The organism is Stenotrophomonas sp. STK17_22, from assembly GCF_051983905.1.
Taxonomy (GTDB): Bacteria; Pseudomonadota; Gammaproteobacteria; order Xanthomonadales; family Xanthomonadaceae; genus Stenotrophomonas; species Stenotrophomonas maltophilia_A.
Map to the genome: position 1 here is coordinate 2,684,198 of NZ_CP197010.1, position 23,382 is coordinate 2,707,579.

19 protein-coding genes and 1 pseudogene are annotated in these 23,382 nt (G+C 64.6%); 12 read left to right on the forward strand and 8 right to left on the reverse strand.

Annotated features, from left to right (window positions below; all coding sequences use genetic code 11):
* The first annotated feature begins 101 nt into the window (after nt 1-101).
* The 3 genes and pseudogenes from ACSYS9_RS12555 to ACSYS9_RS12565 all read left to right on the forward strand — a co-directional run bounded on the left by ACSYS9_RS12555 (nt 102) and on the right by ACSYS9_RS12565 (nt 1,583).
* Nucleotides 102-290, forward strand: coding sequence for a hypothetical protein (locus ACSYS9_RS12555; RefSeq protein WP_081352294.1), 189 nt, complete (start codon nt 102-104; stop codon nt 288-290).
* Between the two features lie 100 nt (nt 291-390).
* The gene (locus ACSYS9_RS12560; RefSeq protein ID WP_071228258.1) at nt 391-1,029 is read left to right on the forward strand and encodes a DUF6766 family protein; all 639 of its coding nucleotides are present in this window, start codon (nt 391-393) and stop codon (nt 1,027-1,029) included.
* Between the two features lie 3 nt (nt 1,030-1,032).
* A pseudogene (locus tag ACSYS9_RS12565) lies at nt 1,033-1,583 on the forward strand (cysteine hydrolase family protein).
* A 24-nt stretch (nt 1,584-1,607) separates the two neighbouring features.
* Here the strand turns inward: ACSYS9_RS12565 and ACSYS9_RS12570 are convergent.
* Nucleotides 1,608-1,841 (reverse strand): hypothetical protein, encoded by a 234-nt coding sequence (locus ACSYS9_RS12570; RefSeq protein ID WP_049422290.1) that lies wholly within the window; start codon nt 1,839-1,841, stop codon nt 1,608-1,610.
* Between the two features lie 319 nt (nt 1,842-2,160).
* A complete protein-coding gene (locus tag ACSYS9_RS12575) occupies nt 2,161-3,048 on the reverse strand; it encodes a LysR family transcriptional regulator (protein WP_049422289.1) in 888 nt (295 codons plus the stop codon).
* 169 nt (nt 3,049-3,217) lie between these two features.
* On the opposite strand from ACSYS9_RS12575, the gene ACSYS9_RS12580 reads away from it, so the two are divergent.
* The 4 genes from ACSYS9_RS12580 to ACSYS9_RS12595 are packed head-to-tail and all read left to right on the forward strand — an operon-like array spanning nt 3,218 to nt 6,981.
* Entirely contained in the window at nt 3,218-4,447 is a 1,230-nt protein-coding gene (locus tag ACSYS9_RS12580) for an MFS transporter (RefSeq protein WP_071228260.1), read from the forward strand.
* Between the two features lie 11 nt (nt 4,448-4,458).
* Nucleotides 4,459-5,445 carry an aldo/keto reductase gene (locus ACSYS9_RS12585; protein WP_071228261.1) on the forward strand — a complete coding sequence of 329 codons (987 nt, stop codon included), beginning with the start codon at nt 4,459-4,461 and terminating at the stop codon, nt 5,443-5,445.
* A 25-nt stretch (nt 5,446-5,470) separates the two neighbouring features.
* A complete protein-coding gene (locus tag ACSYS9_RS12590; RefSeq protein WP_081352295.1) occupies nt 5,471-5,947 on the forward strand; it encodes a (R)-mandelonitrile lyase in 477 nt (158 codons plus the stop codon).
* Nucleotides 5,944-6,981, forward strand: a complete 1,038-nt coding sequence (locus tag ACSYS9_RS12595; RefSeq protein WP_049422285.1) for an alpha/beta hydrolase — start codon at nt 5,944-5,946, stop codon at nt 6,979-6,981. The genes ACSYS9_RS12590 and ACSYS9_RS12595 overlap by 4 nt, the downstream gene beginning before the upstream one ends.
* A gap of 22 nt (nt 6,982-7,003) precedes the next feature.
* Here ACSYS9_RS12595 and ACSYS9_RS12600 read toward each other — a convergent pair whose 3' ends face one another.
* The 6 genes from ACSYS9_RS12600 to ACSYS9_RS12625 form a co-directional block, all read right to left on the reverse strand.
* Complete coding sequence (locus tag ACSYS9_RS12600) at nt 7,004-8,887, reverse strand: PepSY-associated TM helix domain-containing protein (RefSeq protein ID WP_071228263.1); 1,884 nt, start codon at nt 8,885-8,887, stop codon at nt 7,004-7,006.
* A 46-nt stretch (nt 8,888-8,933) separates the two neighbouring features.
* Complete coding sequence (locus ACSYS9_RS12605) at nt 8,934-11,390, reverse strand: TonB-dependent siderophore receptor (RefSeq protein ID WP_256200918.1); 2,457 nt, start codon at nt 11,388-11,390, stop codon at nt 8,934-8,936.
* A 108-nt stretch (nt 11,391-11,498) separates the two neighbouring features.
* The gene (locus ACSYS9_RS12610) at nt 11,499-12,542 is read right to left on the reverse strand and encodes a FecR family protein (protein ID WP_440567954.1); all 1,044 of its coding nucleotides are present in this window, start codon (nt 12,540-12,542) and stop codon (nt 11,499-11,501) included.
* The gene (locus ACSYS9_RS12615) at nt 12,539-14,026 is read right to left on the reverse strand and encodes a sigma-70 family RNA polymerase sigma factor (protein WP_256200919.1); all 1,488 of its coding nucleotides are present in this window, start codon (nt 14,024-14,026) and stop codon (nt 12,539-12,541) included. Before ACSYS9_RS12615 ends, ACSYS9_RS12610 begins: the two co-directional genes overlap by 4 nt.
* Before the next feature lie 265 nt (nt 14,027-14,291).
* Complete coding sequence (locus ACSYS9_RS12620) at nt 14,292-14,702, reverse strand: hypothetical protein (protein ID WP_071228266.1); 411 nt, start codon at nt 14,700-14,702, stop codon at nt 14,292-14,294.
* A 175-nt stretch (nt 14,703-14,877) separates the two neighbouring features.
* Nucleotides 14,878-15,996 carry an AraC family transcriptional regulator gene (locus ACSYS9_RS12625; RefSeq protein WP_256200920.1) on the reverse strand — a complete coding sequence of 373 codons (1,119 nt, stop codon included), beginning with the start codon at nt 15,994-15,996 and terminating at the stop codon, nt 14,878-14,880.
* 347 nt (nt 15,997-16,343) lie between these two features.
* Here ACSYS9_RS12625 and ACSYS9_RS12630 point away from each other — a divergent pair, with 347 nt between their 5' ends.
* From ACSYS9_RS12630 to ACSYS9_RS12650, 5 genes are all read left to right on the forward strand, one after another.
* Nucleotides 16,344-17,432 (forward strand): efflux RND transporter periplasmic adaptor subunit, encoded by a 1,089-nt coding sequence (locus ACSYS9_RS12630; protein ID WP_256200921.1) that lies wholly within the window; start codon nt 16,344-16,346, stop codon nt 17,430-17,432.
* A complete protein-coding gene (locus ACSYS9_RS12635; RefSeq protein WP_071228268.1) occupies nt 17,429-20,476 on the forward strand; it encodes an efflux RND transporter permease subunit in 3,048 nt (1,015 codons plus the stop codon). Before ACSYS9_RS12630 ends, ACSYS9_RS12635 begins: the two co-directional genes overlap by 4 nt.
* 2 nt (nt 20,477-20,478) lie before the next feature.
* The gene (locus ACSYS9_RS12640) at nt 20,479-22,008 is read left to right on the forward strand and encodes a TolC family protein (RefSeq protein ID WP_071228269.1); all 1,530 of its coding nucleotides are present in this window, start codon (nt 20,479-20,481) and stop codon (nt 22,006-22,008) included.
* A 76-nt stretch (nt 22,009-22,084) separates the two neighbouring features.
* Nucleotides 22,085-22,660: a TetR/AcrR family transcriptional regulator gene (locus tag ACSYS9_RS12645; protein WP_256200922.1), complete on the forward strand. Its 576-nt coding sequence runs from the start codon at nt 22,085-22,087 to the stop codon at nt 22,658-22,660.
* 56 nt (nt 22,661-22,716) lie between these two features.
* Nucleotides 22,717-23,373: a TetR/AcrR family transcriptional regulator gene (locus ACSYS9_RS12650; RefSeq protein WP_071228271.1), complete on the forward strand. Its 657-nt coding sequence runs from the start codon at nt 22,717-22,719 to the stop codon at nt 23,371-23,373.
* Nucleotides 23,374-23,382 lie beyond the last annotated feature (9 nt).

The following is a 23,382-nucleotide window of genomic DNA, read 5'->3' on the forward strand; positions in this document are numbered from 1 at the left end:
CCCCTGCGGTGACATCCCGGTGTGCATGGTGTTCATTTCGCGACGTCATCGTGTTAACCGCACTGGCCGCACGCTTCAACCTCCTGCTGCAGGAGCGACCCATGACCGACAAGCTTCCCTTCAATCCGACCACGGACGTGGATGATCAGTCGAAGGCCCATACGCCTGACAAGCGGCGCAATGATCGAGCCAAATGGAAGGAGCACGACATGCCCGACGATGGCGATGGCCCCAAGGCTGTACCCGAGGACTACGAGCGTCCTGATCCCGATCCAACAGGGAAACGTTGAGACCACATCACATTCTGGATGCGCAGCAATCACAAGTCACGGCGCTGCGACCGCGCAAGCTTCATGCATGGCCTCTGGAACAGACTGAACGAGGTGTTGCATGTGGAAGCGCAACGGTCTCTCGCTGGTGCTGCTTGTGCTCACCGTTGTATTCATTGGTGGGCAGGCAATTGCGGGACATCACGTGCACAACCAGGAGCTGCTGCAGCACGGACGCACGCCGATCGATCTCTGGCACTACCTGGCAACCGGGCATTTCGTCAGCGCCACATTCGAGAACTGGGAGAGCGAATTCCTGCAGATGGGGATGTATGTCCTTCTGACAGTGAGCCTTCGCCAGCGCGGTTCGGCCGAATCGCGGCCCTTGGACCCTGCGCAGGAACAGAATCGCGTCGAGCCGGGGCCCACGCCCTGGCCCGTGAGGCGTGGTGGCGCATGGAAAATCATCTATGGCCATTCGCTTGCCATCGCCTTCGGCCTGTTGTTCCTGGCCAGCTTTACGCTGCACGCATTGGGAAGCTGGCGAGCCGAGCAGGCCGAGCAGCGGCTGCAGGGCTTGCCAGTGCCGGGCTTTCTCGAGCACTTGGCCAGCAGCACGTTCTGGTTCGAATCGATGCAGAACTGGCAAAGTGAGTTTCTGGCCGTGCTGTCTCTGGTTGTGCTGACCATCTTCCTGCGCCAGAAGGATTCGCCACAGTCCAAGCCGGTCGAAGCGCCGCATGCGCAGACAGGAGATTGAGGCATGGCACGCCGCCCTTCTACCGCCCTGCTGATCATCGACATGTTCAGTCGTTTCGACTTCCCAGGTGCAGACGCGCTGGCGCCAGCGGCAGAGAACGCGGCCCGGCAGATCCGCCGCCTGAGAGACCACTTCGATGACCAAGGGTGGCCAGTCATCTATGCCAATGACAACTTCTCAGATTGGAAGCGGGACTTCCGCCAGCAAGTGGAGCAGTGCCAGCGGGACGGGGGACGGCTGCCCGAATTGCCACATCCCTCTCCCCCCTGCCCGGCCACTATTTCGTGCTCAAGCCCAAGCACTCGGCGTTCCTCGCCAGTCCCTTGCCGATTCTGGTGGCCAAGCTGGGAGTACGCCGTCTTTGCCTCACTGGCATGACGGCCGACTCGTGTGTCCTGGCCACGGCGCTGGACGCCAACGCCAGGGAGTTCGAGGTCGTGGTGGCATTGGAAGCTGTGGCGGCGATGCCCTCGCAGAAACGGCGTGCACTGGCAGTGCTGGCAGACTCGGGCGCAGCCCGGGTCGTCCGACTTTCGTCGCTGGTCTCTGCGTAATCGGCAGGATCAAATCGAGGCAGTTCAGGCCCGGTCCGCTACACCCTGTACACCGGCATGACCGGCGCAATGTGCACAGCAGAAGATCTGGCCCTTTCCTTCAACGCCATGCCCGATCACCGCGCAGTCGCAATGTGCACAGCGCGGCGCGAATGCATGAATCGCGCACTCGAACGAATCGAAGGTTCCGCTGCGTCCGCCCTGCTGCAGGGTGAAACTCTTGTCGTAGTTGTTGCCGCATACATCACAGGTGGCCATGTGGCACCTCTTCGTGCGTAAGGAAGGTGCAGTGTGGTGAGCGCGGGTGTCGGTGACCGTGAACGCAGTGTGTCCAGAAGGTCCAGAATACGCATTGCAAGGTACTCTAGAACGTGCGCCGCCCAGTTGACGGGTGGGCTGTCCAGGCGTGCGTTCCGCCTGGTCAAACTCTTGCCGTGTTCTGCATCGGTTGGGATGCGGCACGTTTCCGGATCGGTAGCGAAGAACCCGCACGCGAGGGCCGGCTGCAGGGCGGCGATCCTGTTCCAGTGAGCCCATCGCGGCTGTGATGCCGGACGGTCATCGAGGCAACATCGACCTAGACCCGCAATGCCTCCAGCACCAGGCTGAACGCCGGGGAAGGCTGCCGCCTGCTCGGGTAATACAGATGATAGCCGGGGAACAGCGGGCACCAGTCCTCCAGTACCCGCACCAGGCGGCCGCTTTCCAGATGGGGGGCCAGCTCATCAACGGGCAGATGCACCAGGCCCAGGCCGTCAAGCGCGGCATCGATCATGTGCGGTGACGTGCTGAACACCAGCGGGCCATCCACGCGCACATTGATCTCGCGACCCTTCTTCTCGTACTCCCACACATACAGTCCACCGCTGGTGGGAAGACGGATGTTGATGCACCGGTGACCAGTCAGATCGCCCGGCACCTTCGGCATTCCGTACGCAGCGAAGTAGCCCGGCGTCCCTGCGGTGGCCATGCGCAGGCGTGGGCCGATGGGCAGGGCGACCATGTCCTTGTCGATGGATTCGCCAAGGCGAACACCGGCGTCGAAGCGGTCGGCAACGATGTCACGCAGTGCATAGCTGACGTCGAACTCGATGCGGATGTCCGGATAGCGGTGCAGCAGCGGCATCAGCTTGGGCAGCAGCACTGTGCGCAGTACGTGGTCGCCGCTGGTGATCCTGACCTGCCCGGCTGGCGTGTCCCTCAATGCAGTAAGGGCTTCGAGCTCCATTTCGATGTCGTCGAAGTGGTTGCCGATCGACTGCAGCAGGCGCTCGCCTGCCGTGGTCGGCGAAACGCTGCGCGTCGTGCGGGTCAGCAGCCGGATGCCGAGACTCTCTTCCAGGGTCTTGATGGCCTGGCTCAGTGCGGACTGGGTAACTCCCAGCACGCCCGCCGCGCGGGTAAAGCTGCCCTCCCGCGCTACGGTCACGAAAGCCAGCAGGTCATTGAAGTTGCGTCGTGCCATGCGTGCAGTGTGTCACAGGAATTAATTAGCGCAACTAATTGACCCATTCACAATTGATTATCTAATCAAGTACCTCTGCGTGGTCCAGACTGGCCCCCTTCCCCACCAGGGGAGCTCCGGCCGCCGGAGCTTTCCGCCGTCATCGCCCTTTTGGGGCCTGGAAACCTTCATGTGTTCACTCAATCTCCCCCCGACCGGGGCGAGCACGGCCGCGCCTGTCCGCTCGGCATCTCCCAGGGAATGGGGTGCCGTGCTGGCCCTGTCACTCGGCGCCTTCGCGCTGGTCGCTTCCGAATTCATGCCGGTCAGCCTGCTGACGCCCATCGCCACGGACCTGCGGGTCAGTGAAGGCCAGGCCGGACAGGCCATCGCGGTGTCCGGCGGGTTCGCCCTGGTCACCAGCCTGCTGGTCTCGCCACTGGCCGGACAGCTGGACCGCAAATGGCTGCTGCTGGGCCTCACTACCGCAATGATCCTCTCGGGCACGCTGGCGGCACTGGCGCCCAGCTTCCCGGTGTTCATGCTGGGCCGTGCGCTGATCGGCGTGGCCATCGGTGGCTTCTGGGCCATGTCGGCGGCCACCGCCATGCGCCTGGTTCCTTCGCACCAGGTGCCCCGCGCACTGGCCATCGTCAACGGCGGCAACGCGCTTGCCACCGTCATTGCGGCGCCGATGGGCAGTTACTTCGGCGCCATCATCGGTTGGCGCGGTGCGTTCTTCTCGCTGGTGCCGGTGGCTGTGGTGGCCCTGCTGTGGAAGATCGCCGCGCTGCCATCGATGAAGGCGACCGCCGGTCGCGCTTCCTGGAATGTGTTCGCGCTGTTGAAGCGCCCGCCGGTGGCGTGGGGCATGGCGGGCGTGAGCCTGTTCTTCATGGGCCAGTTCTCGCTGTTCACCTACCTGCGCCCGTTCGTGGAAGGCACGCTGCACGTATCACCTTCGACGTTGTCGCTGTTGCTGCTGTTGATGGGTGCTGCGGGCCTGGCCGGCACGTTGTTGATCGAGCCCTTCGTGCACAAGGCACTCTTCCGCACACTGGTGCTGCTGCCCGCACTGATGGCCGTGGTGGCGGCGTGCATGATCCTGCTCGGCAACACGCTGCCGAGGGTGGCGGTGTTGTTCGCCCTGTGGGGCCTGCTTGGCACGTCGGCGCCCGTGGCCTGGTGGTCGTGGCTGGCCCGCACCCTGCCCGATGACGGCGAGGCCGGTGGCGGCCTGATGGTAGCCGTGGTGCAGATGGCCATCGCCATCGGTGCGACCGTGGGCGGCCTGCTGCTGGACCACCAGGGCTACCGCGCCACGTTCTGGTTCAGCGCTGTCCTGCTGCTGGGCTCGGTGGTCACGTCTTGCATCGCTGCGCGCTCGGCGCAGCACCATCGCCTGCCTGTCCATTCCTGAAGGAGTTCCCCATGCACTACACCTCTCTGGGCCGCTCGGGCCTGAAGATCAGCCGGCTGGGTCTTGGCACCATGAACTTCGGCGAGCTTGCCGACGAGCCGACCAGCTTCGCCATCATGGATGCCGCCGTGGATGCAGGCATCAACTTCTTCGACAGCGCCGACGTCTACGGCGGACCGCAGTCGCCGGACATGGCGCAGGGCTTCGGCCTCTCCGAAGAGATCATTGGGCGCTGGCTCAAGCGCAGTGGCAAGCGTGATGGTCTGGTACTGGCGACCAAGGTGTACCAGCCGATGGGGCTGGGCCCGAATGATCGCCGGTTGTCGGCGTACCACATCCGCCGCGCCTGCGAGGCCAGCCTGCGCCGACTGCAGACCGACCACATCGATCTGTACCAGATGCACCATGTGGACCGGGCCACGCCATGGGAAGAAATCTGGCAGGCCATGGAACAGCTGATCCGCGAAGGCAAGATCACCTACGTGGGCAGCAGCAACTTTGCCGGCTGGGACATCGCCACCGCACAGGGCGTGGCCACCGCGCGGCACACCTTCGGCCTGGTGGCCGAGCAGAGCCTGTACAACCTGACCCAGCGCACGGTGGAGCTGGAAGTGATCCCGGCCCTGCGCTACCACGGGCTCGGCCTGATCCCCTGGAGCCCGATCGGCATGGGCCTGCTGGGCGGCGTGCTGAAGAATGTCGCCAATGGCCGACGCGCTACCCCGCACCTCCTGCAGCGTATCGAACAGCTGCGCCCGCAGCTGGAAGCGTATGAAGCGTTCTGCGATGAACTGGGTGAGGCGCCCGCCGACGTGGCGCTGGCCTGGCTGCTGCACAACCCGGTGGTGACCACCGCGCTGAGCGGGCCGCGCACGGTGGACCAGCTTTTGCAGAACCTGAAGGCCCCTGCGCTGAAGCTCTCAGATGTTTCACTGGCTCGACTGGATGCGATCTGGCCTGGCCCCGGTGGCGAGGCGCCCAATGCCTACGCCTGGTAATCCCCCAACTCCTGGAGTGCTCCCCATGTCCATGCTTCTCGGTACGTTGATATCCATGGCTGCGCCTGCGACCGGCGGCGGCCCGGCCAGCGATGATCTGAGCATAACGCCTGCTGGCAGCGCATCGTCCGTGGCGGGCCCCGCTGACTACTTCACTGGCAACGTGCGCATCGATGGCGGGTTCCAACGCCCTGCGCCGGCACGCGTAGGAGGTGCAACGGTCACCTTTGAGCGCGGCGCACGCACGGCCTGGCACACCCACCCGCTGGGCCAGACCCTCATCGTGACCGCAGGCGTGGGCTGGGTGCAGCAGTGGGGTCAGCCACGCCAGCAGATCCGTCCGGGGGACACCGTGTGGATCGCCCCGGGCGTGAAGCATTGGCATGGTGCAAGTGCCACAGTGGCGATGACCCACATCGCGATTGCCGAGGCGGTGGATGGCAGCCCGGTGACGTGGCTGGAGAAAGTAAGCGACGAACAGTATTCGGAGATGCGCGAATGAAGACGCTGATGCTTTCTCTGGTCCTCGCGGCCATCCCCCTCACTGCAGTTGGACAGGACATGGCCCACGGCGCGGACAACTTCTATCGCAGCACCCAGCTCACCAGCGAGAAGGTGCGCTTCAACAACCAGTACCACATGCAGATCGTCGGCAATCTGTACGTACCGAAGAACCGCAGGCCTGGGCAAGCATTGCCCGCGATCATCGTGGGCCATCCCATGGGCGCGGTGAAGGAGCAGAGTGCGGATCTCTACGCACAGAAGCTGGCTGAACAAGGCTTCGTGACCCTGGCTATCGACCAGTCATTCTGGGGTGAAAGTGCGGGCGAGCCCCGCAATGCAGTTGCGCCGGACATCTATGCCGAGGCCTTCAGTGCAGCCGTCGATTACCTGGGCACGCAGCCACAGGTGGATCGCGAACGGATCGGCGTGCTTGGCATCTGCGGCAGTGGCAGTTTCGTGATCAGTGCGGCCAAGATCGACCCGCGCATGAAAGCCATTGCTACCGTCAGCATGTACGACATGGGCGCTGCGAACCGTAGTGCCCTCAACCGCTCGCAGAGCGTCGAGCAGCGCAAGGCCGTGATTGCTGCTGCCGCGCGCCAGCGTTGGGTCGAAGCCGAGGGCGGCGCCGCACAGTACACCTCCGGCACGGTGCATAGGCTTGAGGCAGATACTCATCCGATCCAGCGCGAGTTCTACGACTTCTACCGCACTTCGCGCGGCGAGTTCACGCCGACTGGTTCATCACCGCAGCTCACCACCCACCCGACGCTGACCAGCAACGTGAAGTTCATGAACTTCTATCCGTTCAACGACATCGAGACCATCTCCCCGCGTCCGATGTTGTTCATTGCGGGTGATCAGGCGCATTCAAAGGAATTCAGTGAGGAGGCCTACCGGCTGGCGGGACAGCCGAAGGAACTGCTGTGGGTGAAGGGTGCAGGCCATGTGGATCTGTACGACCGCACCGATCTGATTCCGTTTGCAGCGCTGGGAGCGTTCTTCCGGAAGAGCCTGGACGGAAGCATGTGACAGGCCAACGCCCCCCCTGGCCTCACCCCGTCCGCAGCATCGCCACCAGCAACCCCATCAGGGCACTCCCCGCCGCCAGACTCAGCCACACCCTCCCAACACTGCGGGCACTGAAGACGCCCGCAGCAACGGCAATGAACAGCACGAACCCCAGCAGTGAACTGGCCAGGACCGAAACGGACGTCCTTACCCCCACCAGCGCGGGCAGCAACAACGCCAGTGCCGCAGCGGTAACGGCGGTGAACACGTAGCCGCCCAGCGAGGCGGCCAGCACACGGCTCGCCACCTGCCAGCGATAGGCCGCTTCTCGCCCGGCCGGAGGCTTGGTCGTACGCGCCGCCTCCGGTGCCCGGGGCCAGCGGCGCTGCAGCATCAGGGCCATTCTTGCCAGCATCAACCCGAATGCCAGTGCGACCAGCTCCACGCCGGCCTGCTGCCACGCGCCCCGCTGCAGATACATCAGCAGCCCCTGCCCGGTGGTTGCCATGTTCACCAGCGGCAGCGCCAGGCACAGTGCTGCAGCCAGCCACAACTGCTCGATCCAGGCCAGGCGCGGTGGGCGCCACAGCGCGTGCAGCACCGAGGCAGCGCAGGCAGCAAGAAAAATGCGTATTTCCCATGCGCTGCGATCGCTCATTCCCAATGGCAGCAACCGATTGCCATGCAGGTAGACGATGCTTGCCAGCGCCACCCCGGCCAGCGATGCCACGTTGAAGGCTTCCACGCAGCGGTAGATGCCCGCCGTGGCCGCGCCGAACTCATGCTCGCTGCGCTTGCGCCGCTTGATGGAGAACAGCAGCGTGCCGATGGCGATCATCGCCGTGCCCAGCAGGCCGCTGATGAAGTACAGCCACTTCATCGGCCAGCCGCCGAAATCGGCCTTGTGCAGTGCTTCGATGGTTTCGTGCACCTGTACGGCGCCAATGACATGCGGATGTGCACCATGCTGTTGCAGCAGCGCGCCGCTGGCAGCATCGAACGCCGCCCGGCTGGCCTCGGTCAGCAGATGCCTGTCTGCGCGCCCCACGGGCTTGCGACCGATCACCTCCACCACGCTGTGCACGGTGCCGGGCGCCTGGATCACGATCAGTGCCGGTGGCTGCCCGCTGATGGCGTGCGCGCGTGCCAGCAGTTGCTGCAGGTCCGGCAGTTGCGCGGTGGATACCAGGATGCCTGGCGGAGCTGGCTGCACAGGCGCCAGCTCGGCTTCGTAGCGCGCATAGGCGTCATCGGCATCGCCATAGGCCGCATGCACCGGCCACGGCAGATAGCTGCTGTAGAAGAAGGTCAGCCCGGTGTAGCCGATCATGAACAGGAACGGCAGGGTCAGCACGGCACTCAGGTTGTGCGCATCCAGCCAACTGCGCTGTCCCTTGCCCGGGCGGAAGGTGAAGAAGTCCTTGAAGATGCGTTTATGCACCACCACGCCGGACACCAGCGCCAGCAGCATGCAGGCCGTGATCCAGCCGACCAGCCAGTAGCCGGCCATGCCGCCGTGCAGGGTGTAATGGAAGGACATGAAGTGGCGCCCGCCTTCGGTTTCCCGAAGACGAGGTGGAGGCTGTGGCATGCCGGCGCCGGCATCCACCCAGCGTTCGTGCGCAGTGCCGTCGCCATCCTCCCATGACAGCTCCAGGGGCCAGCCGTGCTGCGCAGGCCAACGGATCTGCCATGCCCGGGCATCGGCGGCGTTGGCGGCCAGCCAGTGCTGCGCACGCACCGCCTGCGTTGCGGTGTCCACCGCTGGCGAGGAGACCGACACGGGGCCGGCCTCCATCCATCGCGTGATCGGCTCGCGGAATACGCTGAGCGTGCCGGTCAGGAAGATCGCGCACAACAGCCAGCCACAGGTGAGGCCGCACCAGGTGTGCAGCCACGACATGCTCTGCCGGAAGCCCGCTTTCATGCCTGCCTCGTGGCGGGCAGGCCGTTGCCCCGCCGGCTGCGGAAGATCACAGCGAGCCGCGCAGCGTCAGCATCACATTGCGGGGTTCGCCAAAGAAGTTGCCGCGGCGGATCTGGCTGATCATCGCGTAGTAGCGGGTGTCGAACAGGTTGGCCACGTTGACGCCTACGCTCCAGCGCGGATTGATCCGGTAGCCGGCGCGCAGGTCCCACACGGCACGTCCCGCTGCGCCCATGCGCCAGTCCGGGTCGTCGTAGGCCGGATAGGAATAGCTGCTCTGTGCCGATACACCCCCGCCCACGGAGAACGCGTTCCACTTGCCCGGCAGCTGGTAGGACGTCGACAGGCGCAGCAGGTGGCGGGGCGTCTCGGCGCTGATGGTCGCGCCCTCATCGTCGCGGCTGGTGACGTGGGTATAGCCCGCCATCATCTGCCAGCCCGGCGCCAGTTCGCCGCTGGCCTCCAGCTCAAAGCCCTTGCTGCGCAGCTTGCCGCCATTGCGGTAGCAATCGGACGACGCCAGCGAGCCACGGCAGCTGCCCGGGTCGGATTCGTCCACCACGGCGTTGCCGGTCTTGCGGATGGAGAACACTGCGGCGGAGACATTCAGGCGGCCATCGTTCAACTCACCCTTTACGCCCAGCTCGTAGTTGGCGCCGATGGCCGGATCCAGCACCGAGCCGGACGCGGTGACGTACGAGCTCTGCGGCTGGAAGGTATCGGCGTAGCTGGCATAGACCGACCATTGCGGGCCCAGGTCGTAGACGAGGCCGGCGTACGGGGTGAATTCGTGCTTCTGTTCGTAGTCGCGGCTCTTGGCGCCGGTGAAGCCATCGCTGGACTGGTACTTCACCCAGCTCAGCCGGCCACCCAGCGTGAGGTGCAGCGGTTCTGCCAGCTGCAGGCGCAGGTTGCTGTACACGCCGCTCTGCTGGGCGCGGGCGTTTTCTGACCAGTCCCACGCGGGCTGCAGCGGCTGCGCGATGGCGCTGTGGTCGGGTGCGTAGACATCAATCGGCACGTCGATGGCCAGGTCCGCCGAGCTCTGGCGGGTACGCTGGCGCGACCACATCGCGCCCAGCAGCAGCTGATGGCTGCGGCCGAAGGCGTCGAAACTGCCGGTGGTGTGCAGGTCGATGCCATCACTACGCACGCGCGAGCGGTTGAAATAGATGTCATAGAAGCGCGAACCGATGCCGGTGGCGCGGTCCACCCCACCCAGCGGAACCGCGACACGCTGGTCCAGGTCCGACTCGGTGCGGTTCACCGACAGGCGTGCCTTCCAGCGTTCGTTGAAGCGGTGCTCCGCCTCTGCAAAGGCTTCGTCGACGGAGCCCTCCTGCCGGTTCCAGTCCTGGATGAGCGAGGTGGAACGCTTGATGTCCAGCGCACCGCCATCGGTGTAGCGCGGCAGGCCGAACAGCCAGTAGCCGTCGGTGTCACTGGCCTGATGGCGCAGGCCGAAGGTCAGCGTGGTATCCGTGCCCAGATTGGCATCGATCACCCCATAGGCCACCGGCGTCTTCGATGAGGTGCCCCGCTGGAAGTAGTCGCGGTCCTGATAGGCGGCGACCAGTCGGCCGCGCACGCTGCCGGCAGCATTGAGCGGGCCACCGCCATCCACCTCGACGCGGTAGTTGTCCCACGAGCCCAGCGTGGCCGCCAGATCCAGATGGGCCTGGTCGCGCGGGCGCTTGCGCACCATGTTGATCGCCCCGCTGGGGTCGGCCGCGCCGAGCATCATGCCACCGGCACCGCGCAGCACTTCAACCCGTTCCAGCACGGCGGTGTCGATCGGCAGCCAGCCCACCGGGGCATAGACAATGCCGGCCACGCCATCGACCAGATAGTTGCTGTCGTCCACGGTGAAGCTGCGGATCGAGAACTTGTGGTTGCCGAAGTTGCGGGCGGTCTTGGTCACGCCGGTGGTCTGTGCCAGCGCTTCGTCCAGCGTGGTGAGGTTGCGGTCGTCCAGCTGCTGGCGGGTGATCACGCTGACCGACTGCGGGGTCTGGCGGATGCTCTGCCCCAGCTTGCCCAGGCTCAGCTCACGTGCCGTGTAAGCGCCATCGCTTGGGGCATTGGCGGTCACGTTCACCGTCTGCAGGGTGGTCTGGGCATCCTTGCTGCGCGCAGGCGCTGCTGCTTCCTGCGCCAGGGTGAACACGCCCGGACGGGTGGCATTGACACGCACGCCACTGCCCTCCAGCAGGCGCGCCAGTGCCTCCTGCGGCGTGTAGCTGCCGGTCAAGGCCGGGGCGCGACGGCCCGCCACCGCCGATTCGCTGAACAGCACCTGCTGCCGGGACTGCTCGGAAAAGCGGCGCAGTGCGGCATCCAGCGGTTGCGCCGGAATATTGAACTGTACGCGTGCAGCCGGCTGCGACTGTGCAATGGCCGGCGCTGCCAGCGCGCTGGAAATGCACAGCGCCAGCAACGGCAGCCGCTTGGCGTGTACCCCCGTAGAGAACGCGCCAGCAACAAGTGCGCGCTTGATCTTCATGTACCCCATTACCGCTCCATCATGCTTGGCCGCTACTGGCCTCACTGGGGTAAACGGAAAATGGCGATGGGGTGGGAACCCGCGCCGGAAGAAATTTTCGTTCCGGCGTCAGCGGGCAACAGGCCGTTCGTCGATGCGATAGCCGCCCTGCGCATTGCGGGTCACCTGCACGGGCAACAGATCCGGCAGCGCTTCCAGGAAGGTGGCCGGGGCATCGGTGGCTGCGTAGCCGGAGACCGGCAGGAACTTCAGCCCTGGCTGGCCCAACGTGACGGGATGGCCCAGATACTGCCCGACCTCCTGCGCCACTTCGTCCAGCGGGGTGCGCCGGAACACCAGGCGTCCATTGCGCCAACCGCCAATGCTGTCTGCGCTTGCGGCGATGGGGCGATAAGCAGCGGTGAGCGTGGTAACGGCCAGGCCCTGTTCGGCGCGCAGGCTGACCGGCGCGGCACCTTCGGCGCGATCCGGCTGTACTCGCACGTGCCCATGCAGCACCTTGACCACGACTTCGCCCGGCCCATTGCGCACATTGAAGGCCGTGCCGACCACCGTCACCCGGCTGCGCTGGGCATCAACGGTGAAGGGCCGGTCGGCCGCCGGGGCGACCTCGAAGAACGCCTCGCCCTGGTTGAGCACCACTTCACGGCGGGATCGATAGAAATGCACGGCCAGCGTGCTGCGTGCATTGAGCGAAATCCGTGAGCCGTCCGGCAATTGCAGATCACGTATCTCGCCCGCGCCGGTGGCCACGTCCTGTACGTAGCTGGGCGCGGCGTACCAACCGTAGCCGACGTACCCCAAGGCCAGCATCGCCACGGCCGCAGCCGCCGCAACGCGTGGCAGGCGCCACGAGCGTGCACGCCGCGCCGCCCTGCCCCGCCGTAGAGCGGCAGGTGCAGGTACTGCTGGGGTGATCACCGCATGCGCGTCCGAGGCCAGTACGGGGCGTGGCAGCTGGCCCAGGTCGTGCCAGGTTCTGGTCACATCGGCGAACGCCTGTCGATGTGCTTCGCTCCCGGCCAGCCAGTGCTGCAGGGCCGCCTCGTCCTTCGGTTGCCAGTCCGCATCCTGCCGCCGTCCCAGCCACGCGGCCGCCGCCTCATGCAGGGCAAACGGGTCGGAATCTGCGGGAGAAGGGAGATCGGTCATCGGCAGGGAAAATCAGCATCGATGGCAGGCGCCAACGCCTCGCCCGCCTTGGTCGGACGATGCAGTTCCTGCATCTGTGCCAGAGACGCATAGCGTACCCGCACTTCGCAGTAGGCAACCGCTCGCGACAGGTGCTTGACCACCATGCGGCGGGAGATCTGCATGCGAGCGGCCACGTCCTCCTGGGTCAGGCCATCGAAGCGGCAGAGCACGAAGGCCTCGCGTTGACGTTCCGGCAGCTCGGCCAGCGCTTCTCGCAGGCGCTCCAGGCGCTGCCGCTGGGCGCTGAGCTGCAACGGGCACTGTGATTCATCGCTGGTGATGGCCTGGCCCGCATCCTCGGCATCTGCCAGTGGCAGGGTCTGGAGACGGCGGCCTGCGGTGTGCTCACGATACTCATCGGCCACGGTGTTCATCACCGTTCGCCGGAAATAGGCGCCTTGCTGGTCGCACGAGGCCAGTGCAGGGTTTGCCGCCAGCCATTTGACTGCACCGTCGTGCAGGGCGTCCTCGCCGTCCGCACCTCTGACACGCGCAAGGCTGCGCAGAATGGGCCCGCGCCAGCGGGCATAGGCTTTCGCAAGGAGGTTCCCGCCCATTGGCGAGGCGTCTTCCGGAATGCCCGCCTCCGTGGACGAGGCCCGATCCGCGTTGCTGCCCGTGCCCCGGCCTAGCGTGGACACATCACCCTCAGGGCAAATGCCAGCGGTCTGCACAGGTGGGGCGGGGAATTCACGTCGGGAGCCGGAGTTCTGGCCGCCATAGGCGGCGGAAGGGGTGGGATGCCGCAAGTGTAGTGAGAGGCATTTGCAATTGGAACTCCCTACCCCCTCCCTTTCCTGCAGCCGCGGTTCGGATGAGGCCTGGGAACCGGGGTGAAGCGCACGGCAGTTGCGCCCTCCGGGAAGCTGCCGTGATCGCACCATTGGCGCGATGAACTCCACCGCCTCAATCGCGAACCGGCCTGCAATCGCCTTGGCGTGACCGTCCGGGGTGTAGCTTTTCCGGATGTCCCTCATATCGGCTTCGTCGGCGAGCAGCAGCAGTGCTACCTGCCTGCCAGTGCCTGCGTCGATCGCCTCGATCTCGAGGGAAAGCTGCCCCTTGCTCACCGGTCCCATCAGGACCGATGTGGCAATGTTCAGGCCGACAGACACCTCCTTCACCGAGGTGATCCTTGCAAGCAGCAACAGCCCCGTTCCCGGCCGCCCTGCCCCACTCCAGCCCAGGCGCCTGTCGATCTGCCGCTGCAGCTGACTGCTTACGGCAGCCTTGAGGCGATCACCGACGCCCGGGCTCAGCGTTGCAGCTACCTCTGGCATCAGCAGGACGGGGGCGAGAGTCACCGTCTGGAAGTGCCCGTGCGTGCTACCCGCTGGCACGATCTCCATCCGACGCTCCCCGTGGATGCTGAGACCCGCATAGGTCCTGGCCTGGTTTGACCTGACCACATGCACCGGACTGCATGCGGCCAGCAACAGCATTCCCACTCCTGCGAGGAGCCGCGGAACCCGCCGCGACAAGCAGCCTTTCGCGGCGCGTCCGGAACCGGATGTTCTGGCCAGAGTGGCAGTTCGATCGCCGCCTGATGAATGACTACGGCAGCAGGGAATTGCAGAGTGCATGACTTTCGCAGGTTGAGTGGAACGGAATCAATCGAGGTCGAACATCCCCCATGTGCGGGGCTCGCCTTGGCCGGTCCGGAATGACGGGCCCGACGATTGCAGGGTGTCGGCAGGATGTCGGCAATCACCAATGCAACATGTGCTTCGGATCGAACAGCACGCACGACACTGCCATGATGATCACGACAAGCACCGCGAATCCTGTGGCAATGGCGCCTCTGAGAAATCCAATCCGGATGAGGATGTGCTTCAACAGGGTCACCTCGCCAAGCAGAAGGACAAAGAGAAGTCCTGCTTGTGCTGCGGCAAGCAGCGCATAGACCAGTGCCCAGCACCCCCATGCGATGGCCGCCACACGAATGACGGACGCCGGAACGTCCATCAGAAGCCCCACCACGATCAGCATCGTCACCGCAATGGTGATCGTGCGCATGTTCTCAGCCACGTTCTTCAACGTGGCGCCTTCCCGCGCCAATCGATCGACCTCAAGGAATCTCGCCGCGAGTTTCGATTCAAACAGCCGTATGCGCTTCATGGTTCTACCCAGGTGAAGGAGGGGTGGCTGGAGAGGACTGCACACGCACTGGTGCAATGGACTACAGACGCGCAACCACCACCGGCAGCACGGCCCGGCGGCAGCCCCGACGTCATTGGGTGGCCCGGTCTCTACCGATGGCTACCCGCCGTGCTGGAACCAGGGTGGATGCTGTCTACCTGGATTCCCGGAACTCGGTTGGCAGGCAACCCGCCCAACGCTTGAATGCGCGGCGGAATGCACGGGCGTCGGAGTATCCAACCGCGTCTGCAATTTCGGCGATGCTCAACTCTGAGTTCAGCAGGAGATCGCGGGCCCGCTCATACCGGGCCTCATCGCGGAGTTCCCGATAACTCGAATCCTGGCGATTGAGCCGGCGCCTGAGCGTTCTCTCGCTTACATTGATCAGGCTTGCGAGTTCGCTCTGCCGGGTGGTCGTCTCGATGTCACACCGCAGGTGGCTCGACAGCGACTCGACAATTTCATTGCGCACGCCCCGCATTGGCAGCAGCGTGTCGAGCTGGTCGCGTACGATCTTCGAGTTGATCCGGTCGAAGCCTGGCAGCCGCACACTCAACCAGTGTGAGTCGAAGGTCAGGCGGTTGATCCCTGCATCAAAGCGCACCGGGCACTGGAAGAACCGCCGGTAGACGTCCGGATCGGAGGGCTTGGGTAGGGAAAAGTCGACCCGTAGCGGCGCAAACGAGGGGCCAATAAGGTACCTGCTGACGGCGACGAACCCAGCGAATGCATCCTCCACAAGAACGGATTCCAGCTGGATATCAAAGCGCCGGAATCGGACCTCCATCCGGATTTCACGACCCGCTTCCTCGATCGTGTGAATCAGCATGGCGCCGATTGCCTGCTGGTGGCTGAGCCCATAGTTCAGGGCTTCCCCATAGGTCTCGCAGGTGAGCATCGCCAGGCCGGGAACACCCCAGGAGATGGGTGTCTGCCGGGCTCCCAGGGCGAGGCCCAATGCAGGTTCGTCCAGCAATCGTTCTGCGCGCATGAACAGCTTGCGCATCTGCCTGTAGGACAGCCTTACATCTCTCATCGAGAGATCGCGGTACGTGAAACCAAGCCCGCGGCACAGCTCTTCCGGCGAGAAACCCCGTTCTTCAACAAGCCCAAGGATGGCCCTGGCTCCGGTCGGCACGATTTCTGCGATCTGCGATTCGTGCGTTGAGCCTGGATCGTCGGAGGGGTTCAGAGACGTCGCGTCCAACGCGAGTTCCTCACCGGGCTCACGCCAGTCCATGGAGGTCGGCAGATTCTTGGAGATGGCAGCCATCACGTTTTCGAAGGGGCGTTTCGCAGTCCCCATAGTCATCCCGTGGGGGACTGATTTCAATGCAGGAGACCGCGCGTGGCCTAAACGGCCCCCCGCGTGTCCGGTAATGCTCCTGATGGGTCCGGATGATGATCCAGCGTCGATGTGACTGACTGGCTTCAGGTGGGACTGCGTTGTCCGGATGGCCGCTTTGAGTGCGCCGCCTGTCCCAGATGACCTGTACGAGCCCCGGCATGTCCGGAAGTGTCCTGTTCGTGGTCCAGGTGTCCCCCTAAATTTACGCCGCCTGCAGACCTGACCACACCGCGCTGGTCTGTGGAACTGACCACCCATACAAGGAATCGAACGTGAAAACCCATATGACCTGGTCATTGGTGCCTCGTCTCAGCGCGCTGGCCATTGCCCTGTCCGCGATGACGGGATGTTCCGATACACCAGAGAGCGGGACGGCAGAAGCCCGCACCGCGTATGTCGCCTCCGTTCGACAGGCTGCTGGCGATCAGCGCGCTTACATCGGCACCGTGCGTGCCACGCAGCGAGGACAGCTGTCCTTCCCGGTCTCCGGAAAGGTCTCCGCGGTACTTGTTGAACCGGGTGACGTTGTACGCAAGGGACAGGTGCTTGCTCGACTGGATCCGGTCCCCTTTGCAGCGCAGGAGGCGTCCGCTGCCGGCGACGTCGCACGCGCGCAGGCCGCACTGGACGAGGTCCAGCGACGCGTCGAGCGACTGGATGTTGCGCAGAAGGCTGATGCGCTCAGCCCGGCGGAGATGACCGCCGCGAAGGCCGAACTGGCGGCTGCGAATGCGGCCGTCCGCAATGCCCGCGCGCAGCACGAGCTCGCCGGCTGGTCACAAGGGGAAGCCACGCTGAAGGCAACGTTTGACGGAGTCGTGGCTGCCCGAAACGTTGAGGTTGGACAGTCCGTGGGCCCGGGCGCTGTCGCCATCCAGGTCGATGGTGCGGGCCGCGAGCTGTCTGTCGCGATTCCGGGCACAGCTCCCCTGGCTGTTGGGCAGCTGGTCAATCTGATCAGCGGCTCGGACACCGTGGCGAGCAAGGTGCTCCGTGTCGACGGCCGCGTTGATGCAGGCGGCGTGCGTACCGCATACATCGCAGTGCCCGAGGCGGCGACCGTGGGTTCGACCTGGTCGGTCCGGATCACTGGAACGGATACAGGCCCAGCCAGGCTTCAAGTGCCATTTCGGGCTGTTCTGCCGTCTGCCGTTGGCGGCAAGGGCCAGGTGCTTCGGCTGGCAAAGGATGGCAAGACGACCGAGCTGGCGGAAGTAGATCTGGGTCAGTATCACGGTGACTGGATCGAGGTGAGCGGGCAGATTTCCGCCGGTCAGCGCGTCGTGGTTGCGGGTGCCAAGGCCATCCGCCCGGGCACGCAGATCAAACCGGTCGACATGAAGATGGGATCAGAACAATGAGCCTCTCGTCATTCTCATTGGCGCGTCCCCGCCTGACCCTGCTGGCGATCGTAGCGATCGTCCTCACCGGCCTCATTCTGGCGCTGGACTTCCCGTCCACTGAAGAGCCCCCCATCACCATTCGCACGGCGACGGTACTCAGCTTCATGCCGGGCGCCGGCGTGGACCGGGTCGAGCAGCTGGTCGCTCGCCCGATCGAGGAGAGCATTCGTGGCATGCCGGAGGTCAAGCGGATCCGGACGACTGTCCGTCCAGGCTTTGCGTTCACCTACGTTGATCTCTATCCCACCGTGGAATCGGAGAAAATTCCCATCGTGTGGCAACGGTTGCGCTCACGCATGGGGGACATCCAGAGCCAGCTTCCCGAGGGAACGATTGGCCCGGTCGTGGACGACGAATTCGGTCGGGTTGCGGTGATGACCATGGGCCTGATCGGCGATGGCTATAACGCAGGCGAGCTCCGGGCAGAAGCCCGCCGCCTGCGCGATGAACTGTTCCGGCTGCCCGGGGTGGAACGTGTCTCGCTGCACGGCGTGAGGGACGAGCAGGTCCAGATCATCCTGGACGTGCCTTCCCTGGCTGCGCGTGGGCTCAACCCCAATGTGATTGCCGATGCGGTTTCCAGGCGCAATGTCATTGCGCCGGCGGGCTACGTCGAGATCGGAGGTTCGGAGATCACGCTCAACGTGAGCGGTGACGCCGACAACCCCTCCCAGCTGAAGAGCACGCCGATACCGCTGCCGAAGGGTGGCTCGGTGCCGCTGGGTGCCCTTGCGCGAGTGGAACGGGTGACCCAGGACCCGCCGATGACGGGTGCATTCGTCAATGGCACGCCGGCCGTGGTGATAGCGGTCTCCATGGCGCCAGGACTCAACGTAGTCAGCTTCGCAGATCTGCTGCGCGGCGACGTTGAACGGCTTTCGGAAACGCTGCCGGCCGGCATGCAGCTTGTCCAGATCACGGATCAGGCCGAGGTTGTTTCCACCCAGCTGCTGCGTGTTGCCAAGGTTTTCCTGGAGACCCTGGCCATCGTCATGGCGGTCGTCGTGCTGTTCCTTGGAATGAGGACCGGCCTGATCGTGAGCGCCATCGTGCCGACCACGGTGCTGGGGACGATGGCAATCATGAAGATCCTGAACATCGATCTGCACATGATCTCGGTGGGTGCAATCATCATTGCCCTGGGTCTGTTCGTTGACAACGCGATCGTGGTTGCCGAGGACATGGAGCGGCGGCTCTCGCTGGGTGAGTCGCCGGACCAGGCTGCCGCTCACGCAGGCAGCACGATGTTCGTGCCGCTTCTGGTTTCTTCGCTCGCGATCATCCTCGCGTTCATGCCGCTGGCCATCTCCAGCACGGAAACCGGCGAGTATCTGCGCAGCCTCGGCATCGTGATGGCCATCGCGCTGCTATTGTCGCTGGTCATCGGCGTTACCCTGATTCCGCTGCTGTGCAAGTACTTTGCCCATCACCATGCCGAACTCAGCCGCACCGCACGCGCGGTCGAGCGGCTGACGGGCTGGTACCGCAGCAAGGTCCGCTGGATCCTGGGGCACAAGGCCATCTACATCGGCGTAATGGTTGCACTGCTGGCAACCTCCGGCTGGTTGTTCACCACCGTCCCCAACGAGCTGATGCCGCCGTCCGAGCGCCATCAGCTGCAGATGGCCATCGAGCTGTCCCCGGATTCCAGTCCGGCCAATACGATGGCGGTTGCTCACCAGATCAGCAAGGTACTGGCGGACGAGAAGCTCGTTCCGGAGATCTCCAGCCACGCCCTGTACATGGGCGATGGTGGCCCACGCTTCATTCTGGCACTCAATCCCCCTACTCCTGCAGGACACCGCGCGTATGCCGTGCTGTCACTTGCGAAGGGCGTAAAGCATGAAGCGGCCATTGAGCGGCTGCGTTCTGTGATGGCAACACACTTCCCGGATGTGCGGGTGGAGCCCAAGCGGTTCTCGATGGGGTCTTCGGATGCCGGCGTTGCGACGTTCCGCATCTCCAGCAGCGACGGCGCACATCGGATTGCTGCCGAGAAGCTGCTGCGCACGCTGCAGGACACACCAGGGATGGTGGATGTATCCAGCGATGCCGAACGCCAGGTCGTCCAGCTTGATGTGGACGTCGATCAGCCCAAGGCCCAGGCCGCAGGCATCAGCAGCGCGGACATCGCCAAGAGCATGGACATGCTGCTGACCGGCGCAACGATCTCCCGTTATCGTGAGGGCGACACCGTTCTCCCGGTCATCCTCCGCGGAGAGGCGGCACTGCGCACGGATATCGGCCAGCTTGAGGCACTCCCGATCCAGAAGGCGGATGGCAGCGGAAGCGTGCCCCTGGGCCAGGTGGCCAAGCTTCGGTTGGCGCCGCAGCTGTCTTCAATCCAGCGAGTGAACCAGACGCGCGCGGTCACCGTGCTTGCAAAAAGCTCCGAGCTGACGGCCCAGGGGATCGCGGACAAGGTCGAGCCACTTCTTTCCGAATTCCGCAAGCAGGGCGTGCGGGTCGAACTCGGTGGCGAGATCGAAGAGAGCAAGAGCGCCAACGAAGGCATCGAAAAGCTGCTCCCGCTCTGCCTTGCTGCCATGTTCCTGTTGTTCGTATGGCAGTTCGAGAGCATCCGCAAGAGCCTGATCGTCCTAGCGAGCATTCCGTTCGTGGTCATCGGCGCGACCTTGGCACTCAAGCTGAGTGGCACCAGCCTGACCTTCATCGGAACACTGGGGCTGCTCGCACTTGCCGGCATCATCGTCAACAACGCGATTCTGCTCATCGATGCGATCGACGAAGGCCAGCGCGATGGCTTGCCTCCTCTCCAGGCCATTGAAGAGGCTGCGGCCAAGCGTCTGCGCCCCATCGTCATGACCAAGATGGTCTGCATTCTCGGCCTTGTCCCGCTGCTGCTGTTTGGCGGTTCCATGTGGACCAGCATGTCGATCGTGATGATCGGCGGCCTTGCCCTTGGAACGCTGATCACGCTGGGTCTCATTCCAGCGCTGTATGCCGCGCTCTACCGCATTCACCCGGCCGAGGAGGCATGATCATGTCTATTGGAAATCGAGTTGCCTGCCTGTCGATTGCTGTGCTTGTAGCCCTGTCTTCTGGCTGCGCCTCTGTGGCTCCCAGGACCGAGATCCCTGACGCCGCAGCCCGGCATCATGTGGGCCAGGCCCCCACGCCGGCGGCGCTGGATGCGGATGTCCTGCCCGGGACGCCCAACAGGCAATGGTGGAAGGACTTCTCCGACCCCAACCTGGATGCGCTGGTCAGCCTGGCCATGCGCGGGAATCATGACCTGAAGTCTGCCCTTGCCGCCGTGGTGGAAGCGCGCGCACTGGCAGGCGCAGCGCGCAAGGACTATCTGCCGAGCGGTGCGCTGCAGGTCAAGGCCGAAGCCATGCAGTCCGCCCAGATCGAAGCGGATCCCTATCGCCAGGATCTTCCCCGCCCCCCTTCCCAGAGACTGCTGTCCGCCGGACAGATGTTCTCCTGGGAGCTGGATCTGTTTGGGCGCATTGGCACCGCCGCAGCCATGGCCGATCGCAAGGCCGATGCGGCGGCGGCTGACGCGAGATCAGCTGCCGCAGTGCTCCAGGCCGAGGTTGCGAAGAACTACTTCCTGCTCAGGATGGACCAGATCAACCTGTCCTCTCTTGAGCGGGAGGTTGAGCTGAGCAAGGCGCGCGTTGTGCGTGTGAAGGCCCGGTATGCGGCCGGGCTGGTCGATCGCAGGGAGGCGCTTGCGGTCGAATCCGAACATGCCGAGCTGGTGGCGCAGGAGGCGGCAACCGTTACCCGGCTGCAGGCGGACAGGGCCGCATTGGCGGTTCTTGCGGGCCGCTCGCCGGCCGCGCGGGACGACACCTGGGAGGCGTTGCTGGCCCCGGCTCCACTGCCGGCCCCGCCGGGCCTTGCATCGCTTGCGCAGCCGACCGACCTCCTGGCGCGGCGGCCGGACGTCGCCAAGGCCGATGCCCTACTGCGAGCAAGCCTTGGCAACGTCGTACTCGCCGAGCGTGCGCACCTTCCGCGCCTCACGCTGAATGTCTTCGGCGGCATCCTTGCACCGTTCGGTTCGCTGGGCGATTCCAGTGCAAAGCGCTTCTCGGCCGGCCCGGAGCTTCAGTGGGAGTGGCTGAGCTTTGGCCGGAAGAAGGCCAGGGAGGAAGCCGCTCGCGCCGGCAGTGATCAGAACTGGCATGCCTTCGAGCAGACCGTGCTGACGGCGCTGAAGGAGAGTGAGGACTCCCTGCATGCGTGGACGAGTTCCCAGATCAGGATGCAGCAGGCGGTAAATGCCGAGGCACTCAGCAGCAGATCTTCGGCCTATGCCTCTTCCCGCGTGGACGCCGGAATCGAACCGAAGGATGCCGGCCTGCAGCAGCAGGCGCTGCACGAAAAGGCGCGCAGAGAGCTTGCGGCGGCACAGGCCGGGCTGCTGATGGCCCACGTGCAGGTGCAGCTGGCGCTGGGGGCATGGCAGCCCGAGAAGGGGGACCCTGAGATTGAAATCGGCAGGCCCATCGCTTCCCGGAAGAGCGCCGAAAGCGAAGCATCTGCGGCGCATCACTGACTGGCTCGAACGGCAACCCGCCAGGCCGTACCGGCCTGGCGGATCGTTCGTCGCCCGCTACATGAGGAAAGCTCTCTTGAACGCTACCCACAGTTCGTCCGTGCGTGTGCCCGGCATACTCATCCGCGAAACGGCAGCGCTTATCGTCCGCAATGGTCGGTCTTCGGTGACCGTCAGTGAGATTCTCGAATGCTCGGGCGTCAGCCGTGGCGCGATGTTCCATCACTTCTACTGCAAGCAGGATCTCATCGACGCCACTTTCTCGTGCTGGCTGCAGAACTTCAATCAGGATGTGGAACGGAGAATGCGTGCCAACGGGCTCCGCTCCGGCGCATTCACCAACGCCTACGTGGAATCGGTGGTCGAGGGCTGCAGGCGGCACGACGTTGCAATGCTCTCGGCCCTGATCATCCGCCTGGACCTGACCCAGGCATCCGCGTCGCAGTGGATCGAGTGGATGAAGAAGAAGCTGGCCACCGAGCCGTCCGAGGCGGACGATCCCGCGCTGAAGTCTGCGCGTCTCGCCGCCGATGGTCTGTGGCTTGGCTCACTGTCCTGCCCTGCCCCCGCCAATGAGCCGAAGATCGACATTCAAACGCCGCAGATCCCGGTGCAGCGCTGTGGCCATGGTCCGTCCCATCGCCTTGTCTAAGGACGATCAGGACGCGCGACCGCGCGCTCATCGAACAGCAGGGATGCAACCGTGCCATGGCTAGAAGAACCAGGGAGGACGCACAGGCCACGCGCGAGAGGATCCTCGATGCCGCACTGGTGTGCCTGCTGCGCCATGGGCCCGCCGGCGCCACGCTGGAGCTGATCGCCACCGAGTGCGGCCATTCGCGCGGCGCGATCTACTGGCACTTCGGGTCCCGTCAGAACCTGCTGGGTGAACTTTCCGCGCGAGGGCGGCCAGATGCACCCGAAGGACTGCGGGAAGCCGCCATCCGGCAGTGCAGTGACCCGTTCAAGCTTCTGTTTGCGGACCTGGTCAGGGTCTTTGATCACACGCGCCGCACCCCACGCGTTCGCCGAACGGTTGAGCTTCTGCTGCGCTCTGGTGCATCACATGAGCTGGGCGGCATAGGCGACGTGCTCGCGGCGTGCGCGATGCCGGAGGTCCGCATGCTGGAGCTTGTATACCAGCGTGCAGGAGCACTGGGCCAGCTCCGTGAGGGCGTTGATACAGCCGCTGCGGCGCGCAGCCTTCATGCGATCGTGGTCGGTGTTCTGCTGGGATCAATCCTGGAGCCCGGCATCCTCGACCTGGAGATGGGCGGGGCACGCACCGTGGAAGACCTGCTCAGGCTGCACATGGCTGTTCCCTTCGCGGCCGCCGGAACGTGGCTCAGCCCATGTGTGGGCTGAGCCGGTTCC

Coding starts and splice junctions, on each gene's coding strand:
- ACSYS9_RS12555 (WP_081352294.1), top strand. CDS start 102: ATGACCGACAAGCTTCCCTTCAATCCGACCACGGACGTGGATGATCAG.
- ACSYS9_RS12560 (WP_071228258.1), top strand. CDS start 391: ATGTGGAAGCGCAACGGTCTCTCGCTGGTGCTGCTTGTGCTCACCGTT.
- ACSYS9_RS12570 (WP_049422290.1), bottom strand. CDS start 1,841: ATGGCCACCTGTGATGTATGCGGCAACAACTACGACAAGAGTTTCACC.
- ACSYS9_RS12575 (WP_049422289.1), bottom strand. CDS start 3,048: ATGGCACGACGCAACTTCAATGACCTGCTGGCTTTCGTGACCGTAGCG.
- ACSYS9_RS12580 (WP_071228260.1), top strand. CDS start 3,218: ATGTGTTCACTCAATCTCCCCCCGACCGGGGCGAGCACGGCCGCGCCT.
- ACSYS9_RS12585 (WP_071228261.1), top strand. CDS start 4,459: ATGCACTACACCTCTCTGGGCCGCTCGGGCCTGAAGATCAGCCGGCTG.
- ACSYS9_RS12590 (WP_081352295.1), top strand. CDS start 5,471: ATGTCCATGCTTCTCGGTACGTTGATATCCATGGCTGCGCCTGCGACC.
- ACSYS9_RS12595 (WP_049422285.1), top strand. CDS start 5,944: ATGAAGACGCTGATGCTTTCTCTGGTCCTCGCGGCCATCCCCCTCACT.
- ACSYS9_RS12600 (WP_071228263.1), bottom strand. CDS start 8,887: ATGAAAGCGGGCTTCCGGCAGAGCATGTCGTGGCTGCACACCTGGTGC.
- ACSYS9_RS12605 (WP_256200918.1), bottom strand. CDS start 11,390: ATGAAGATCAAGCGCGCACTTGTTGCTGGCGCGTTCTCTACGGGGGTA.
- ACSYS9_RS12610 (WP_440567954.1), bottom strand. CDS start 12,542: ATGACCGATCTCCCTTCTCCCGCAGATTCCGACCCGTTTGCCCTGCAT.
- ACSYS9_RS12615 (WP_256200919.1), bottom strand. CDS start 14,026: ATGCTGTTGCTGGCCGCATGCAGTCCGGTGCATGTGGTCAGGTCAAAC.
- ACSYS9_RS12620 (WP_071228266.1), bottom strand. CDS start 14,702: ATGAAGCGCATACGGCTGTTTGAATCGAAACTCGCGGCGAGATTCCTT.
- ACSYS9_RS12625 (WP_256200920.1), bottom strand. CDS start 15,996: ATGGCTGCCATCTCCAAGAATCTGCCGACCTCCATGGACTGGCGTGAG.
- ACSYS9_RS12635 (WP_071228268.1), top strand. CDS start 17,429: ATGAGCCTCTCGTCATTCTCATTGGCGCGTCCCCGCCTGACCCTGCTG.
- ACSYS9_RS12640 (WP_071228269.1), top strand. CDS start 20,479: ATGTCTATTGGAAATCGAGTTGCCTGCCTGTCGATTGCTGTGCTTGTA.
- ACSYS9_RS12650 (WP_071228271.1), top strand. CDS start 22,717: ATGGCTAGAAGAACCAGGGAGGACGCACAGGCCACGCGCGAGAGGATC.